15 protein-coding genes are annotated in these 17,581 nt (G+C 45.0%); 10 read left to right on the plus strand and 5 right to left on the minus strand.

Annotated features, from left to right (window positions below):
* Positions 1 to 60: 60 nt before the first annotated feature.
* Both ACWJJS_RS17800 and ACWJJS_RS17805 read left to right on the plus strand, forming a co-directional pair.
* Positions 61 to 633, plus strand: coding sequence for a hypothetical protein (locus ACWJJS_RS17800; protein WP_278071627.1), 573 nt, complete (start codon positions 61 to 63; stop codon positions 631 to 633).
* A gap of 802 nt (positions 634 to 1,435) precedes the next feature.
* Entirely contained in the window at positions 1,436 to 1,825 is a 390-nt protein-coding gene (locus tag ACWJJS_RS17805) for a hypothetical protein (protein WP_070081453.1), read from the plus strand.
* A 197-nt stretch (positions 1,826 to 2,022) separates the two neighbouring features.
* Here ACWJJS_RS17805 and ACWJJS_RS17810 read toward each other — a convergent pair whose 3' ends face one another.
* A complete protein-coding gene (locus tag ACWJJS_RS17810) occupies positions 2,023 to 4,500 on the minus strand; it encodes an NB-ARC domain-containing protein (RefSeq protein ID WP_454023773.1) in 2,478 nt (825 codons plus the stop codon).
* A 200-nt stretch (positions 4,501 to 4,700) separates the two neighbouring features.
* Between ACWJJS_RS17810 and gutB the strand changes: the two genes are divergently transcribed.
* From gutB to ACWJJS_RS17850, 8 genes are all read left to right on the plus strand, one after another.
* On the plus strand, positions 4,701 to 5,762 hold the full coding sequence (gutB, locus tag ACWJJS_RS17815) for a sorbitol dehydrogenase (RefSeq protein ID WP_182069616.1): 1,062 nt from the start codon (positions 4,701 to 4,703) through the stop codon (positions 5,760 to 5,762).
* 73 nt (positions 5,763 to 5,835) lie between these two features.
* Entirely contained in the window at positions 5,836 to 7,212 is a 1,377-nt protein-coding gene (locus ACWJJS_RS17820; protein ID WP_454023774.1) for an MFS transporter, read from the plus strand.
* A gap of 101 nt (positions 7,213 to 7,313) precedes the next feature.
* Positions 7,314 to 8,276, plus strand: coding sequence for a carbohydrate kinase family protein (locus ACWJJS_RS17825; RefSeq protein WP_060674424.1), 963 nt, complete (start codon positions 7,314 to 7,316; stop codon positions 8,274 to 8,276).
* Between the two features lie 233 nt (positions 8,277 to 8,509).
* The gene (locus ACWJJS_RS17830; RefSeq protein ID WP_025853950.1) at positions 8,510 to 8,827 is read left to right on the plus strand and encodes a YjdJ family protein; all 318 of its coding nucleotides are present in this window, start codon (positions 8,510 to 8,512) and stop codon (positions 8,825 to 8,827) included.
* A gap of 114 nt (positions 8,828 to 8,941) precedes the next feature.
* Positions 8,942 to 9,628, plus strand: a complete 687-nt coding sequence (locus ACWJJS_RS17835) for a PspA/IM30 family protein (RefSeq protein WP_025853951.1) — start codon at positions 8,942 to 8,944, stop codon at positions 9,626 to 9,628.
* 50 nt (positions 9,629 to 9,678) lie between these two features.
* Positions 9,679 to 10,704: a TFIIB-type zinc ribbon-containing protein gene (locus ACWJJS_RS17840; RefSeq protein ID WP_172614496.1), complete on the plus strand. Its 1,026-nt coding sequence runs from the start codon at positions 9,679 to 9,681 to the stop codon at positions 10,702 to 10,704.
* Positions 10,704 to 11,465, plus strand: coding sequence for a TPM domain-containing protein (locus ACWJJS_RS17845; RefSeq protein WP_039062723.1), 762 nt, complete (start codon positions 10,704 to 10,706; stop codon positions 11,463 to 11,465). Before ACWJJS_RS17840 ends, ACWJJS_RS17845 begins: the two co-directional genes overlap by 1 nt.
* Before the next feature lie 26 nt (positions 11,466 to 11,491).
* The gene (locus ACWJJS_RS17850) at positions 11,492 to 12,496 is read left to right on the plus strand and encodes an SPFH domain-containing protein (protein WP_454023775.1); all 1,005 of its coding nucleotides are present in this window, start codon (positions 11,492 to 11,494) and stop codon (positions 12,494 to 12,496) included.
* Between the two features lie 41 nt (positions 12,497 to 12,537).
* Here ACWJJS_RS17850 and ACWJJS_RS17855 read toward each other — a convergent pair whose 3' ends face one another.
* The 4 genes from ACWJJS_RS17855 to ACWJJS_RS17870 form a co-directional block, all read right to left on the minus strand.
* The gene (locus tag ACWJJS_RS17855; RefSeq protein ID WP_317461746.1) at positions 12,538 to 14,469 is read right to left on the minus strand and encodes an acyltransferase family protein; all 1,932 of its coding nucleotides are present in this window, start codon (positions 14,467 to 14,469) and stop codon (positions 12,538 to 12,540) included.
* Between the two features lie 271 nt (positions 14,470 to 14,740).
* A complete protein-coding gene (gene rsiV / locus ACWJJS_RS17860) occupies positions 14,741 to 15,601 on the minus strand; it encodes an anti-sigma-V factor RsiV (RefSeq protein ID WP_317461747.1) in 861 nt (286 codons plus the stop codon).
* Complete coding sequence (locus ACWJJS_RS17865) at positions 15,601 to 16,098, minus strand: RNA polymerase sigma factor (protein WP_003155802.1); 498 nt, start codon at positions 16,096 to 16,098, stop codon at positions 15,601 to 15,603. Before ACWJJS_RS17865 ends, rsiV begins: the two co-directional genes overlap by 1 nt.
* 188 nt (positions 16,099 to 16,286) lie before the next feature.
* Positions 16,287 to 17,327: a 2,3-butanediol dehydrogenase gene (locus ACWJJS_RS17870; RefSeq protein WP_003155800.1), complete on the minus strand. Its 1,041-nt coding sequence runs from the start codon at positions 17,325 to 17,327 to the stop codon at positions 16,287 to 16,289.
* Positions 17,328 to 17,581: the final 254 nt, after the last annotated feature.

Below are 17,581 nucleotides of genomic sequence, written 5' to 3' on the forward strand. Positions count from 1 at the left end.
GCTGTTTTGATTTACTTTTGGGAAAAGCGTTATAATGCATATGAGGGGGCGCATATCATTGTGATACAGTTAAAGATTATATATAAGACAGTATTAGTAATTTTAATAAGTGCCTGTTTTTTATTGTTTAATGGATGGTATTTTCATAAATGTATTATCGATCCGCATTACTACCAATTAACAGATTTTTCGGAAGAAGATATTCAAATTTTTGAGCATTTTTATAATATTGATCTACCTTCAAACACAAAGTTTATTAAAGCTGAGCAATTTGAAACAGGGATAGGTAATTATTCTGCAATTTTGTACGTATCATTACCTGCCAAAAAGGTAAAGCCTTTAGTTTCTGACTATTCTTATATGCCTATCTTTTATAACAATAGGTATACAGTATTTTATGGTGTTAATATTACAAGCAGCAATAAGGAAACAGCACAAATTACATTTGGAGCAGACGATAGTTCGCTGAATGGTTCTTTATGGAGTAAGCAAGTAAGGAATCTCTTAGAATCGAAAGGGAAGTATATTGGCGTTTCAGATGAAACTTATGTTATTTCTGCGTTTATAATTAACGTCGTTTTTATTGCATTACTTGTTTGGATCTTGAAAAAGAACAGAAGAACTAGAGTTTGAATTAAGAAATATTTGAACTCACCAGCATAATGATGATTAGGAATACTTAAGGGTATATCGGACAGAAAGAGTTTTCATTGCACAGATCTTTATTAAATAATAACGGTAAGCCAAATTTAAATGCAGTTCAAGGGTATTATAATAGTCTTGTTTTCTCAAGATATAAGCTATTATAAAAATAAATTTAATAGTATGGAAGGAAAGAGAAAGGGGGAAAACATGAGGAGATATTTAGGGATAGTGTCACTTATCATGCTGTTATTCACATTGTGTTTTCTACCCCATATCCATTTTAGAACTGCACAAAATCAAAGCTCCGTCGAAAAGTCATCACCCTGCATGTATGGGAAAACCAAAAGAAAAGAAGAGGTTGGAAAAATCACTTAAAGTTTCAGGAAAAAAATCCTATGAAAAAATAGAACGCAATTTTGGAGATGAAACCAATCACTGATTCGTTGTTTCGAGCAGGCAAATAAAATGCGCGCGAACAAATTCTCTTCGCATCCGCCGGCTAGAATGGAAAAAATAAAATTTTTTATAAAAGTGTATTTGTTTAGCACTTTGTAATCTTTTATTCGTGTATATGGGTTTATTGGATACCTTGGCAAAGGTTTTATAGATGATACTTCAAATTTTAAGCTTCATTACACAAGAATCTTAAATTTGCATTAATATTAATAAATTTCTATCATACTTATTCATTTCTCAGAAGAAAGATATGGAAAAACCTCTGTTTTTTTAGGAAAATATGTTATTATAATTGTGAATTTAAAATATTAAAAAGAAAAGAGGAATTCTAAAGATGAAAAAGTTAGTAATGACCCTGTTTACAGCAGCACTTTTGGGAGTTGCCATTTTCGCAGGCGGGTCAGAAGCATTAGCTATGGATTCGAAAGGTACAATCAAATTTAAAACAGATGCTAATACATATACGAAAAGAGCTACTTCCATTGTGGTTACTGGTACTTTGGCTAGGGATTTAGATAATGGCTTTTCAGTAATTATATTAAATAATAAAGGTAAGGTAATTGCCAGAAAAGATATTTTGCATAGTATTGGTTCACGTAATTTTCGTGTGAGTTTTTCAACGAAAAATCTTCCTGCAGGTAAGTATGATGTGCAAGTTGGACAGGATTGGGGAGGAAGATATTGGTCAGGTGAACTAAAACATTATATTACAGTACAGCATTAATACGGCTGTATAAGTATTAACCTCTTGTTGTTAAAAGGTTTAACTTTAGAAATTTGTTTTCTGTGAAATAATAATTTTTCAATCAAGGTATCTTAATCAATTTACTGTACTGATAAAGATACCTTTTTATCTTTAAAAACAACAAGGTCATGAGTGTTTTTCAAAGCTTGTACCGCTAGCCGCAATGTAGTTGTCTTTTAAATGAGAATATCCATTTGCTCCACCTCACCCCGAATCCCAATCCCAGGCTCCCACGAATCAATCAGACGAATCGCCTTTTGATTCGATTCCATCGCTTTCGTTTTCTCTCCTTTTCGGTACAAGAGCTGTGCCATTCCGTAATAGTAATAGATCAACTCAACTTGATTGGCGTTGTGTTTGTCATAGAGCATTTGTTCAAAGGCTTTTTCCGCTTTTTCGAGTTGATCACACTTGACGTAAGCCATGCCCAGGTTGAAATAGGCTTCTATCGTTTTTTCGCCGCCGTATGCGGCGCTGGTTGTGTTTGCCGCTTCGTATAATGTGATGGCTTCTTCGTAGTGAGAGCGGGCGAAACTCAGGTCGCCGCGGACCAGAAGAACCCTGTGCCGGATAATGGGGGAGACGGGCTGATCTTTGATGCCGTCCAGCATTGCCGCCGCTTTGTCCGGATCTCCGGTTTTTAACAGCAGCCTCGATTGCAGGGCGGTTCCCCATACTTTCAAGTCGTCGTGAGCCGGAGCGCCTGATTGTTCGAGTATCTTCAGGCCGGCTTCTATTTGCCTGAGGGCTCCGTCTGAATCGTTGACTTCCATCAGCGCCCAGCCTGCCGTGTCGATCCTGAAGTAGGCTTCCCGTGTGTGTTCGCCTGATTGACGGGCGGCATCGGCGGCTTTTAATCCGTATTCGATTCGCAGGGGCAGGTTGATTCTGCTTAGAAAATGGCTGATGCGGATGATGAGTTTGATCAGGATGTCATGTTGTCCGGTTTCACTCGACCATTCGATGACCTTTAGGATGTTCGGCCATTCTTTTTTCATTTGCTCTAAATTCCGTCCCAGCAGGTAGCTCCAATAGACAGAATTGGGCTGTTCCCGCTTTATATGGGTTTCCGCATAATCAATATAATAATGCGCCCAGCGGCTGCGGGCTCCTTTTTCAAATTCGTGATTTTCGGATAAGTGCTGTTCTCCGTAAGCGATAACGGTTTGATGGGCTGCGTATTGAATTCTTCCTTCGCTTCGTTCCGGCTGTATTAAAGCATATGACCGCATTTGCTCAATGGCGTAATGAAACCGCCGGACGTCTAATCCGGCCGCTTGAGCCAAGCTTTTTTCATCAGGAGGCTTAGCGAAAAAGCAAAGCGTCTGCCATAGTTTTCGTGTGTCTTCATGACATCTGTTCCATGTGCGGCCAAAGAGAACTTCAAACAATTCCAATAATGAGTAGCCCGCTTGTTTAAGTTCTTGAATGAGCTGGGGAGCGGGGATGTCGTCGTCTGACATGTATGCAATGCTCAGTGCCATGGCCTTCGGGTTGCCGGCGGCTGCCGAGATGAATTCATTCTTAAGGTCAGGCGATAGCCGCAGCAGCTGCTCCAGCTTTTCCCGTTTTTGCGGGAGGTTGCATGTTTGCAGACAGCGGTGCACTTCTTGCTGAAAAAATTCAAGGGCATCCGTTTGTTCAAGGCCGCTCAGCTGAATGGCCGCCAGTTCCCCGAGGCCGTCCCGGTAAGTCTGTTTTACGTTTTCCCGTGCCGTAAGGAGGACTTTTACGCCTTGCGGAAGGCCGATGATAAATTCGTGAATGTCACGTTCCGCTGTATCAATGCTGTCAACGATCAGCAGCACGGGTTTTTCATTTGAATGAGCGGCTAATGCATTGCGGACGACGAAGCGTTTTTCGTTGATAGATTTGTCGATTTGTTCTGCGCGTCCAAGCTGATAGGCGATCGTGTTTAAAAAATCGCTGAAGCTCAATCCTTTCCAGTCAGCGCTGATCCAGATGATGCTGTTGAATGCCGGCCAATCTGGTGAACCGCCGGCACAAAGGTAGGCTGCTTCAAGAGCGATCGTTGTTTTTCCCATGCCGGCCCAGCCTGTGATTAAACAGACCGGTGACGGAGACAGCATCCATTGCCGGATCGCTTCCATATCAAAGCCGCGTCCGATAAAGTTCCCGGTCCGGCGCGACGGTAAGTTATGCGTGACGGGCTTTTCTGTAAGCGCATTCGTTTCATGGCCGGGTCTGTCATGAAACAGCCGCTTTACTGCTTTTTCAACATCTTCATCACTCGGCGCTCCGAATGATCCGTCTTTCCGGCGTATTTTTGCTTTTTTTAGACAAGACGCCGTCCAAACGGGCAATGCGGGTTTGATGACAGGAATGGTGGTGGTTTCCAGAAGGCCGGTCAGCCATTCAGGATCCATGTCGGTCTTTTCGATAATGATCCAAATCAAGCCGAACAGCTTTCCGTCGTCAATTCGTCCGGGAATGTAGTTTGCGCCCATCTGTCCGATCCAGCTTTTGATCGTGTTAGAGGAAACGCCTAATCGGAGTGCGATTTGATCGATATAAGACTGTCCTGTTTTTTCGTTCTTTTTCCTTCTGACTTTATAATCAGGATGATGTTTCAGCGATTTGACGGCAGGTGCCAGCAGTTCTGCAAATTGTGTCCGGTTTTCTAGTTCAGCCATTAGCCTGCACCTCCTATTAGTACTATTTTATCAATTCAGTGTTTTTTGTATATGAAAAATTAAAAAGTACAGTGCGGCTGTCCTTTTATACAGCAGGAAAGGCTGTTGAACGTATGGAAAAGCAGATAAAATAGGGGCAGTAATAGAGAAAACAAAAATGTATGCACTTACATTTCAAAGCAGAGAAAGGATTTTGCCAAATGACTCACACAGTGCCTCAAAACATGAAAGCGGCGGTTATGCACAACACGAGAGAAATCAAAATCGAAACATTGCCCGTGCCTGACATCAATCATGATGAAGTGTTGATTAAGGTGATGGCTGTCGGAATTTGCGGATCTGATCTGCATTACTATACAAATGGCAGAATAGGCAATTATGTAGTGGAAAAACCATTTATCCTCGGTCATGAATGCGCGGGAGAAATTGCCGCCGTCGGATCGGCTGTCGGTCAATTCAAGGTGGGAGACCGTGTCGCCGTCGAACCCGGTGTCACATGCGGACGCTGTGAGGCGTGCAAAGAAGGGCGTTATAATCTTTGCCCGGATGTACAGTTTTTGGCGACACCGCCGGTTGACGGCGCGTTTGTCCAATATATCAAAATGCGTCAGGACTTTGTTTTTTCGATTCCGGATTCACTTTCCTATGAAGATGCGGCTTTGATCGAACCGTTTTCTGTCGGCATTCATGCGGCCGCGAGAACGAAGCTTCAGCCCGGTTCAACGGTTGCGATCATGGGCATGGGTCCTGTGGGGCTGATGGCCGTTGCGGCAGCGAAAGCATACGGGGCAGGCACAATTATTGTGACCGACTTGGAGCCGCTGCGGTTAGATGCCGCGAAAAAAATGGGCGCGACGCATGTCATCAATGTCCGGGAACAGGATGCCGGTGAAGAAATCAAAACGATCACGAATGGCAGAGGCGTTGATGCTGCCTGGGAAACAGCGGGGAATCCGGCGGCATTGCAATCCGCACTGGCTTCCGTGCGCCGGGGCGGAAAACTGGCGATTGTCGGTTTGCCTTCTCAGAACGAGATTCCGCTCAATGTGCCGTTTATTGCAGATAACGAGATTGATATATACGGAATCTTCCGTTATGCGAATACGTATCCGAAGGGAATTGAATTTCTCGCTTCCGGCATAGTGGACACGCAGCATCTTGTAACGGACCAATATCCGCTGGAGAAGACGCAAGAGGCGATGGAACGCGCCTTTCAATACAAAAATGAATGCTTAAAAGTGATGGTGTATCCAAATCGCTGAGTGAAAGGGGAGGATCTTTGCATTCTCCCTCTTGCTTATCAAAAATGAAAACGGATTCTTGGGGTGGGAAATGATGATTGAAACAGAAAAAGCAGCGGCAGTAAAGACGAAACATCGCGGCCTGTCCTGGATGGAACGGATCGGCTACGGATTCGGCGATATGTCGTACAATATTATCTTTCAGTTTGTAAACGCATACTTATTATTCTACTATACAGATATCGGCGGCATTAAGCCTGCGGTCATCGCAGCTTTGTTTCTTATCGTAAGGGTGCTGGACGCTATTTTTGACCCGATTATGGGCGTGATTCTAGACAAGACGAATACAAGATGGGGAAAGGCAAGGCCGTATCTTTTGTGGGTGGCGTTTCCTTTTGCGTTATTTACGTTCTTATGCTTTACGACTCCTCATTTCGGTGAGACGGGGAACATGGTTTATGCGTACATCACTTATATTCTGCTTGGGATGTCCTTCAGCATGCAGACGATTCCGGTCAACAGCTTAACGGGTCGGATGACGAATTCCGTGGAGGAACGGACGGTTCTGACGACGACCCGGATGATTTTGGTTTATATCGGAATTCTGTTGTCGCTTTCCTGTGCGACCCCGCTTGCGGACGCCATCGGCGGGAAAGATCAGGCGTTTGGATTTCAGATGACGGCGCTTATCTACGCGGCGGTGAGCATCGCATTGAATCTGTTCAGCTTCTTTACCGTGCGGGAACGGATTCAGCCTGAAAAAAGAAAAAAACAAGGAATGAAAAAAACGTTGTCTGTTTTATTCCGAAACAAGCCTTTGCTCATTTTGGTTTCTGCATTTTTGGCGTTTGCGATTGGGTTTAACATTAAGCTCAGCACGATGGTGTACTATTTTACGTATAACGTCAACCATAAGGAATTTGTGTTTTTAGGAACCGTGTTGTTTTTCGGCGCCGCGCTGATCAGCAATCTGTTTATTCCTTTCTTTTCTGAGAAGCGGGGCCGGAAGCAGGTCATGATCATCACGGCGGCGTTATCGCTGATTTCTTATGCGGGCCTTCAGTTTACATCGTATTCCTCCATTCCCCTTATTTTCTTTTGGCTTTTCGTTTCGGGATTTTTCACGACGCCTTTAAATACACTTGCTTGGGGAATGGTTGCCGATTGTGTCGATTATGCGGAATGGAAAACCGGAGTCCGGGCTGATGGCGTGGTGATTTCGAGCATGAGTTTCATCAATAAGCTCGGAGTTGCGTTAGCCGGGTCATTTTCGGCCGTTTATCTCGGAATCGCCGGGTATGCCGCGAATACCGATCAGACCGCCTCGTCATTGACTGCGATTAAAAATATGAATGCGCTCATTCCGGGATTGTTCATTCTGCTGTCTATTATTCTTATTTCTTTTTATCCTTTAACTGAAAAGAAATATCAGCAGATGATGTCTGATCTGGAGCAAAGGGCTGCAAGATGAGTATACGTAAAATTTAAAATATTCTATGTAAACGGTTGTATTTATGACTGAAAGCACTATACTGAAACTATAATCGAGAATTGATAAATGAGTGTGATAATGTGGGAAGCCAATCTGTTATTTGTATTGGAGAATTGTTAATTGATTTCTTTTGTACCGATGTGGATGTTGATTTGACGGAAGGGCGCAATTTCTTAAAAAGTGCCGGCGGCGCACCGGCGAATGTGTCGGCAGCCATTGCTAAGCTGGGCGGAGACGCGGCTTTCAGCGGAAAAACAGGCAAAGATCCGTTCGGGTATTTTCTGAAGCAGACATTGGACGCCGTACACGTCGATACGTCTATGCTCGTCATGGATGAGAAAGCGCCTACAACGCTTGCGTTTGTTTCATTAAAACAAAACGGGGAGCGCGACTTTGTGTTTAACAGAGGAGCGGACGCTTTGTTTACGCTGGATGATATTGATCTGGAAAAGGTAAACGATGCGAAAATCCTTCATTTCGGATCAGCGACGGCATTGTTATCTGATCCGTTTTGCTCGGCCTATTTACGGCTGATGTCGATTGCGAAAGACAATGGACAGTTTATTTCCTTCGATCCTAACTACCGTGAGGATTTATGGAAAGGAAGAGTTTCAGAGTTTATAAACACCGCAAAAAAAGCCATTGCCGTAAGTGATTTTGTGAAAGTCAGTGACGAAGAGCTTGAGATCATCAGCGGTGCGAAGGATCATAAAGAAGGCGTTGCGGTTCTTCATGAGCTCGGGGCCGGTATTGTGGCGGTGACACTCGGGAAAAGCGGCACCCTTCTTTCAAATGGGAAGGATATTGACGTCATTCCGAGCATTCCGGTGACATCAATAGACTCAACGGGAGCGGGAGATGCGTTTGTCGGCGCGGCGCTGTATCAGCTGGCGCGCACGGCTGAGATTCAGACGGCAGCCGAAGATTTTGCGAAGCTGCGTGATATTGTCTCATTTGCCAATAAGGTGGGGGCGCTCGTGTGCACCAAAATCGGTGCGATTGATGCTTTGCCGAGCTTAAAAGAGGTTGAAGTATCACTGTAAAGTATGGAGGATGTTTCTTGAAAGTCATCGGACTTCGGGAAGCATCCTCTTTATTTAGGTCTGAAACCCTTTTCGATATACGGTATACTTTAGAAAGGCATCCAGTAAATTGAACCGCTGTGAAGTACATACAATAATGTTTTTATCAGTTCTGAGTAAAACCAAGTTTCTGCTGCTGCCGTCATGTACAGTGTGACGGCCTGTGATATTGAACCGCGGAGGAATGTTTTTTTATGAAACATGTTTTTCTTATTGTGCAATGCGCGTTTTCTGTTTTTTGTTTTCTTTGTCTCGCCGCTGTCAATTGGTATCAGGGGAGTGAGCTTGTTTCTGATTCGTTTGATTGGAATGATACGGCTAAATTCTCAAAGCTTTTGAATGGGACGGATACGATTACAAGTCCGGAACAGATTTCGCAGCTGGATTTCTTTGTGTATGCTGCGAAGCATTATCCGTTAGTGAGCGGGTTGATGATCGGGCTGTTTGTTTATTTTTTGTTCTCACTGTATCTGCTCGTGAAGAATTTCCGCCGGCACAAATGGGCTGAATGAGACTATTTTCATATAAAAATACATAAATTCAAGAGAAAATGAAACCTTTTTCGAAAAAAACAGTATATATAACTGTGAACTTGTTACTATTTAATTTTGGGAGGAAAATGAAAAATGAGTATTTTAGGAAGATTTAAAGACATTATGTCAAGCAATATCAATGCGCTGCTGGATAAAGCTGAAAACCCTGAAAAAATGGTTGATCAATATTTACGGAATCTGAACAGTGATTTAGGAAAAGTGAAAGCGGAGACAGCTTCTGTCATGGCTGAGGAACAGCGGGCGAAAAGAGCATTAACGGAATGCCAGGCTGATGCCGAAAAGATGGAAAGTTATGCGATGAAAGCGTTGCAGGCCGGCAATGAAGCCGATGCGCGGACATTTTTGGAAAGGAAAACGGCTGTTGAATCAAGACTGACTGAACTGCAGACGGCTTATCAGCTCGCTTCTTCCAACGCGTCTCAAATGCGCAAAATGCATGACAAGCTTGTCGCTGATATCGGAGAGCTTGAGTCGCGAAGAAATGCCATCAAAGCGAAGTGGTCTGTGGCAAAAACGCAGGAGAGAATGAACAAATTGGGGTCCTCTGTGTCAAACGCGGGCCAATCGCTGACAGCTTTCGGCAGAATGGAAGACAAGGTCAACCGGGCGCTTGATCACGCCAATGCGATGGCTGAGCTGAACGCGTCTCCGAAAGACGATATTGACGAGCTGACGGCTAAATATGACAGCAATCAAAGCAGTGTCGACGATGAGTTGGCGGCGCTTAAGCAGAAAATGCTTTTCAGTAAAGATCAATAGACAGCGGGCTGCAGTTTTGTCCGATACAAAGAGAAAGTGAGAGAAACAGAATGATCATTTCTTATAAATGCCCGAACTGCGGCGATGATATGGTCTTTGACAGTTCATCCGGCATGCTGACATGTCACAGCTGCGGGCGGCAGGATCAGATTGAGAGCCTGCCAAAAGAGTATATAACGACGAGATTTTCCGAAAATGAGGCGAACGAGTACCGTTGTGAGAACTGCGGCGCAGTATTAATGACTGAGGCGGAAACGACGGCCACGACGTGCGGGTTTTGCGGAGGAGCCGCTGTTCTCGCCGACCGATTATCGGGAAATCTCGCGCCTTCGATGGTGATCCCTTTTACGATCAGTAAAGAAGAGGCCATGGGCGCTTTTAAAAAGTGGTGCCGAAACGGCCGTCTGACACCGAAAGGATTTATGTCTGCCGATCGGGTGAAGAGCATAACCGGCATGTACGTGCCGTTTTGGATGTTTGACTTAAACAGCAAGGTTCAGGTCAATGCCGTTTGTACGAGAGTGCATCACTATGAAGATGGAGAATACCGGGTGACGGAGACCGAGTATTACAACGCGTACCGCGATATCAATCTTGATTATCTCAAAATTCCAGTCGACGCTTCAGAAAAAATGAATGATGAATTAATGGACAAATTGGAGCCTTACGCTTACAGTGAGCTGAAGGAGTTTAATACGGCCTATTTAGCGGGATATATAGCGGAAAAGTACAATTATACCGATGACGATCTCTTTCCGCGGGCGAAGGATAAAATCAGCCATTATATTGATTCTTATATCAGATCCACCTTCTCCGGGTATACGACGGCTGACATTACGGATGAGCAGATTCAGACCGATAAAATCAGCAGCTTTTACGTACTGCTTCCGGTCTGGATGGTCAGCTACGACTATGAGCGGGCTGAGCACATTTTTGCGATGAACGGGCAGACGGGCAAGGTTGTCGGCAAACCGCCGATCAGTGCCGGAAAAGTGGCCGCGTGGTTCGGCGGCATAACCGCCGGTGCGTTTTTAGCATTAAGACTCGTCTCACTTATGATAGGAGGCGGTTTTTAATGAAAGTATCGATGAAAAAAGCGTGTCTCTTCTGCTTTGTCCTTTTTCTGATGCTGTCTTTTTCTTTACATACATCAGCGTCTGCCGCGGAACAGAAGCAATATGTTTATGACAATGCCCATTTATTAACGAAGGATGAAACGAAGAAACTTGAGGAATTGGCCGGGAAGCTGGGAGAAAAGCGCCATACCGATTTTATCATTCTTACCGCAAACGGAACGGGCGGTAAGGAGATCGAACAGTATGCCGGTGATTTTTATGACAGTCATTTTAGCGGAAGCACGGCGATATTGACTATTGATATGAAGGATCGGGAAGTATTTCTCTCCGGGTATAAAAAGGCGGAGACGTATTTGAACAGCAGCCGGCTGAATACGATCAGAAATACGATCTCGTCAGATATTTCCGCAGGCCATTATGAAAAGGCGTTTCAGACCTACATCAAGATGGCTTATAAAGATATGGGGAAAAGTCCGGACGACAAGTCTGACAATCTGCTGCTCACATGGTGGTTTCAGCTGATTATCGCTGCAGCCGCGGCCGGAATCGCCGTCACCGTGATGGTGTACAATTCCGGCGGCAAGGTCACCGTCACCGGCAGCACGTATATGGATCACGATACGTCTGAAGTGCTGAGCCAGCACGACACATATATCCGAACCGACATTACAAGAGAAAAAAAGCCTGATAAAGATAATGACAATGACGGCGGAGTCACGAGGGGCGGCACGAGTTACAGCGGAAGCAAGGGAAGTTTTTAAATTATATGTAAAGGATTTGAGCATACATGGGTTTTTTCAGAAATCAGTTAGCAAATGTGGTGGAATGGGAAGAATTCAGAGACGACATGGTTTTCTATAAATGGAACAACCGTGAAATTAAAAAAGGCAGCCGTCTGATCATCCGGCCGGGACAGGATGCCATCTTTTTATACAACGGGAAGATTGAAGGGATTTTCCGTGATGACGGCGATTATGATATCGAATCAGAAATCATTCCGTTTCTATCGACACTAAAAGGGTTTAAGTTTGGCTTTAACAGCGGCATGCGGGCGGAAGTGCTGTTTGTGAATACGAAGGAGTTCACCGTGAAGTGGGGCACAAAAAACGCCATCAACATTCCGGCGGCAGGAATGCCGGGCGGTATGCCGATCCGCGCAAACGGCACATTTAACTTCAAGGTCATTGACTACATCGGATTGATTGATAAGATTGCGGGTGTCAGAGACAGCTATTTAGTAGAGGACATTAAAATCCGGATTACGTCTATTCTCGATCAGCTTTTGATGAAATGGATCACCAGAGAAGGAAAAGACATGTTCAATCTGCAGTCGAATTCATTTGAAATCGGAAAAGGGATTCAAGAAGATCTTGATATGCAGCTGATCGGAGACGGCATGTCGATTACGGGCTTCAATATTATGAGCTTTAACTATCCGCAGGAAGTTCAGGATATGATTACGAAAAACGCTTCTTACGGCATGGTGGGGGATGTGAACCGCTATCAGCAGATTTCCATGACGGACGGAATGTCATCCGGCAAAATGAGCGGAAGCGGCGCCGCTTCAGACATGGCGGGCATGATGATGGGAATGAATGTGGCAAATCAAATGATGAACCAAATGAATCAAAATCAGCAGAACCAGCCGCAGCAAGATCAAAGTCAGCAGGATCAGGGGACGGCGCCGGCAAACAGCTCGGAAGGAGCGGCTAAGCCGAAATTCTGTCCGAACTGCGGAACGAAAACGGAAGGCGCGAATTTTTGCCCGAATTGCGGACAGAAGTTTGCCTGATGATATACGAAAAAGAGGCCTTTTTGGGGCCTCTTTTTTTGTCATGATTTCATTGTTTGAACGATGAGGGATGTCAGCGCTTTTGATCCCTCAGGTATGAGATGGACGCCGTCCGGTGTGAAGTATTCAGGGTGCTGCAATGCTTTTGCGTGCCAATCGACAAGCGTCACATTTTTGCGTGACTCGGCCTGCCGGCGCAATGATTCGTTTACTTTGCTTTCCCACTGCCGCGGTACACGCGTGTTGACAAGATAGATATCGGCTTTTGAAAAGGAGCTGATCAGTGATTCAATTTGGCTGTTTGTGAAATAGCCATTCGTCCCTAACTCGATGATGACCGCTTTGTTCGGCTGATTAAATGACGCATATTCCGAAGTGAGCTGGAGTGCTTGAGAGACTTGTCTTCCTACCTTTCCGTCGATGGTGACATGAGGGAGGGACTGCCGCAGGTATGACGCAATGTCCAGCATCACCGAGTCACCGATGGCCAGCACGTCTTGCTGAGGCTGTGTTTGTTTTGGATCAGCCGTTTTTTGAGATGACCGTTCCTTTTTCTCGTCGTTTTTCTTCGTATCTGATTTGTCTGCTGGTTCTTTCTTGTTTTTGTCTGACGCGGTATCCGTTTTTTCGCCGCCGTGTTTTTTCTTGCTGTCTTCTTCTTTTGCAGGCTGATCGTGATCGGCCGTTTTGTGCGAAGAGGCGGCGGTTTCTTGCTGATCATTCTGCGCGTACGTCCATTGCGGCTGTTTTTTCTCTTCGGCTATCCCTGACAGCCCGCCCGCAAATACGAGAATGGCGGCAAGAATGAGGCCGAGCGACATTCTGCTGATGACAGAGGACGTCTTCCATTCCAGAAAGCGGTTCAGAAACACGCGGCGTAAAAATGGCCGGAAGCCCGCAGTGCGGATCGGCTGTTCAATGAAATGGTAAGATAGCTCGGCAAGAATGAAAGTGGCGCCGATTCTGACGGCGCAGTGCCAATAAACCGGATTTCCGATTTCCTGCACGGGTGTGCTCAGTACGAAAACCGGGTAATGCCAAAGGTAGATTCCGTATGATCTCGTTCCGATCCAGCGAAGCGGCTTCCATGAAAGGACATGTCCCAAAAAGCTGCTCGGATGGCATAAACATGCGACAAGAACCGCTGCGGTGATGCTGATCAAAAGCATGCCGCCCTTGTACAGGAAGGGTTCATATTCATCCGTGTAAAAGACGCAAAGCAGCAGCGCGGCAAAAGCGGCAAGCTCCGTCCCGTGAAGCAGGTGTTTCATGCTGCTCGGCAGCCGTTTGGAAGATAATCGTTTCATCGGCCACACTAAAGCTAAAGCGCAGCCGATCAGCAATTCAAATGACCGGGTATCCGTCCCGTAATAAACGCGGCTCGGATCTCCGCCGGGCACATACATCATACTCATTACGACTGCCGAACATAACGCGAGGAACATGACCGCGGCCGCAAGCCGGGCCCGTGTTTTACATATGTACATTCCCGCAAGCAGCAGGAAGGGCCATATGATATAAAACTGTTCTTCAATCGCCAGCGACCAAAGGTTTTTTAATGGCGAAGGGGAGCCGAAGCTGTCGAAATAAGAAAGTTGATGAAAGATAAACCACCAATTGCTTATGTAAAAAAGTGAGGAGACCGCATCTCCGCGTACGGTATGCAGGAGCTCGCTGTTAAACAATACGACCCAAATGACCGTCGTGATAATCATCAGATAAGCCGCCGGCAGAAGCCGTCTGATCCGGCGCACCCAAAAATCACGCAAATCAAGGGTGATGGCATTGCCTTGGACAGGCAATATAATAGATGTAATTAAATACCCCGATAAAACAAAAAAGATATCAACACCAATGAAACCGCCGTCGGCCCAGTTAAAATTCAGATGATATGCGATAACTGCGAGGACGGCAAAGGCGCGAAGTCCATCCAGTCCGGGAATATAGCGGTGATGCAGTGACTTGTCTGACATGGTATTCCTCCAATAAAGTGTGCGGAAATTCTCGCTGTTTTGCGGATAGCTATAGCTGATTTCTGTACAGTCTTCCATTTGTTCCGTTAATTAGACGCATTCGGAAGGGGATTTTGTTTCAGAAAAAATGTATGAAATGCTGTGATTTTCTTAAACTTTTCAGCCTCCGTCCGGCGTCTGTTATATGAAAAGGGTCCCTTATGCATCTTGGCTGTTGCGGGACGAAAGAAAAAATCCATGATCTGCGGATATCATGGATTTTTTTCTTTCTTTATCTGATGTAGCGGTCTCCGACAAGCAGCTTGGAGATGACGGAGGTCGGTATTGTAAACTCTGTAACGCCCATATATCCGGGTGCCGCTTCGTATTCATCAAATGAAATAACAAGTTTATGCTTATCTGTAATATAAAAATTCTGGTCGGCGCGGATGGCTTTAAAAGGCTCCGTCATATCATCTTCTTCGACCCAGTATATTTTATTCGGATCTTCTTTCATCTGTTTTTTCATTTGTTCTTTAATATTTTCGCTGATGACTTTAATATAACGGTCATCTTTAAATAAACTCTTTAACGTAAGCACGGCCTCATTCTTTTTATCAATCGTGATGTAACGGCTTTGCGTATAAGATGAAGCTTGCGTTTTTTCGATATCACGGCGGATTGAGATCAGATCCGCTGTGTCAGTAACGGTTTCATAATCGCTGTAAATACTGAGGTGGCCTTTTTTGCTTTTTGAGGTCGCCTTCATAAATTCCTGGTACAGCTCTTTGCTTTCTTTCATATAATGCCGGTTGATGCTGTCTTCGAGTTTATGATCGGAAAGTCCGGACAGAGCGGGCGTTTTCACATCAATGCTTGATTGGTTCTTTTCTTCCTTCATCTCCGTGAATGTGATGGCTTGGACGACTTTGCCGATGACGGGGATTTTAGACATGGCTTGTGCGGCATCCGGGTTGATATTGACAACGGCGGTAAATAAGACGGCCGCAGCGACTGCCGCGGATGTCGGCCACATCACGATTCGTTTTTTCTTCGTTTTTTGCTGAAGGGCTTTTTCGACAATGCTGTCCAGTTCCTTAGGAATGGGCACACTTTTATACTCTTCTCTTAATTGTTCTAATCTCTTTTCCATTAAGAAAGATCCTCCTTCGTCAGCTGAATGCGCATGAGCTTCAGCCCCCTGTAAAGGCGTGTTTTGACGGTGTTGATGTTTTCCCCCGTGATGTCCGCGATTTCTTCTAATTTCAGGTCTTCAAAGAAACGCAGAATGATAATGGTTTTATATTGATGCGGCAGGTCATCAAGCGCTTCGTGAAGGTCTGTGTCTTTGTAGTGATCTTCCTTTCCGCGGCTTAAAAACTCGATCGTTTCATCGTCCATCACTTTCAGTTTTTTCTGTTTGCGGAGAAAATCAATGGCCGTGCGCACTAAAATTTTATAAAACCAGCTTTTGATCACATCGGGGTTTTTGACGGATTCGACCGATGTCAGCGCTTTTTGAATTGATTCCTGAACAATATCTAACGCGTCATCCTTGTTCTTTACGTAACTGTACGCAAGCCGGTAAAAGTCTTCCTTGCGCTCAGTTATGCACGTCACAAGCGACGCTTTGGCTGTTTCGTTCTTCATTGCTTCAAAGGGCTCCTTTTTAAAAAATACGTATCATAGGCTGCTGCCTAAGGATAGACGGGACAGGGTGAAAAATAGTTTGCGCAGAGGGGATCATTTTTAAAAGGAAAAGGAAGGAAAGACGATGAGATGAAAAAAAGAGCCGGAACGGCTCTTTTTCGGATGTGTCTGATATTCAGCTGAACGGTTTAGTTCGGTTTGACTAAGATTTTCACTTGGTTTTTCTCTTTGATTAAAGCGCCGAAGCCTTCTTCAATCAGATCGTCGAGCACGATTTTTTTCGTGACGAGCTTATCTGCTGAGAAGTAGCCCTCTTTCATCAGTGCAAGAACGGAAGGGAAGATGTCACGGTATCCGATAATGCCTTTTACGGTCCGTTCTTTGATGACGATATCGTTCGGATGAATTTCCGCTCCTTTTTCCCAGATGCTGACGATAACCGTTTCACCGGCAATGTTTGTTGACTGGATCGCCTGGCGGAGAACGACAGGAACGCCTGTTACTTCATAAGAAACATCAACGCCGCCGTTTGTGCGTTTAGCGATTTCTTCAACGACATCGTCCGTTTTTGACGGATCAATGATGATAGCGCCGAGTTCTTTCGCTTTTTCCTGACGTTCCGGTGAAAGTTCAACCGCGTAAATATCTGTGGCGCCGGCCGCTTTCAGGGCTTCAATCACAAGCAGCCCGATCGGTCCGCAGCCAAAAACTGCCGCCTTGTCGCCCGCTTTTAATTTGCTTTGGCGGACGGCGTAAAGCGCTACCGCTGACGGCTCAACAAGCGCGCCTTGTTCGTAAGAAAGCTCTTCAGGAAGCTTAAACAGCAATTCTTCGTCAACGGATACATATTCAGAAAATCCGCCGCCGCCTCCGGCTAAGCCTAAGAATCCCATTTGTTCATCAAGGTTATAGGCTCCCTGATGTCCGTGTGTGGCAAAAATCGGTTCCACGACGACACGGTCGCCGACGCTGTAATTTTTGACGCCTTCGCCCACTTCAACGACTTCTCCTGAGAATTCGTGACCCATCGTGACGGGCGCCATTTCGTTTGTTAACGGATGAGGTTCGCCGACCGGAATAAAGATCGGGCCTCCCAAATATTCATGAAGGTCGCTTCCGCAAATCCCGCACCATTTGACTTTAATTTTGACTTTACCCGGTTCTGCTTTAGGTTCATCAATGTTTTCGATTCGAATGTCTTTTTGATTGTGCCATCTTGCCGCTTTCATTGATTATCACTCCTAGTCTGATTGAAACGAGTATAGGTACATGATCAATATGAACCACGGTTAAAAGGAATAAAGTGCTTCCTAAAGCCTGATTTCTCAAAATATATCATATTATGCAACTATCAATAGGCCTTATAAAAAGTCCATATTGAATGCAGAAATACTCTATGAATATTATAACGCTAATGAATTAAATTTTGTAGTATAATTTACCATGGAATTATATAGAACAGGTAATTGTGCCGTCGTTATGT

The sequence above is a fragment of the Bacillus sp. JK106 genome (genome assembly GCF_053663355.1).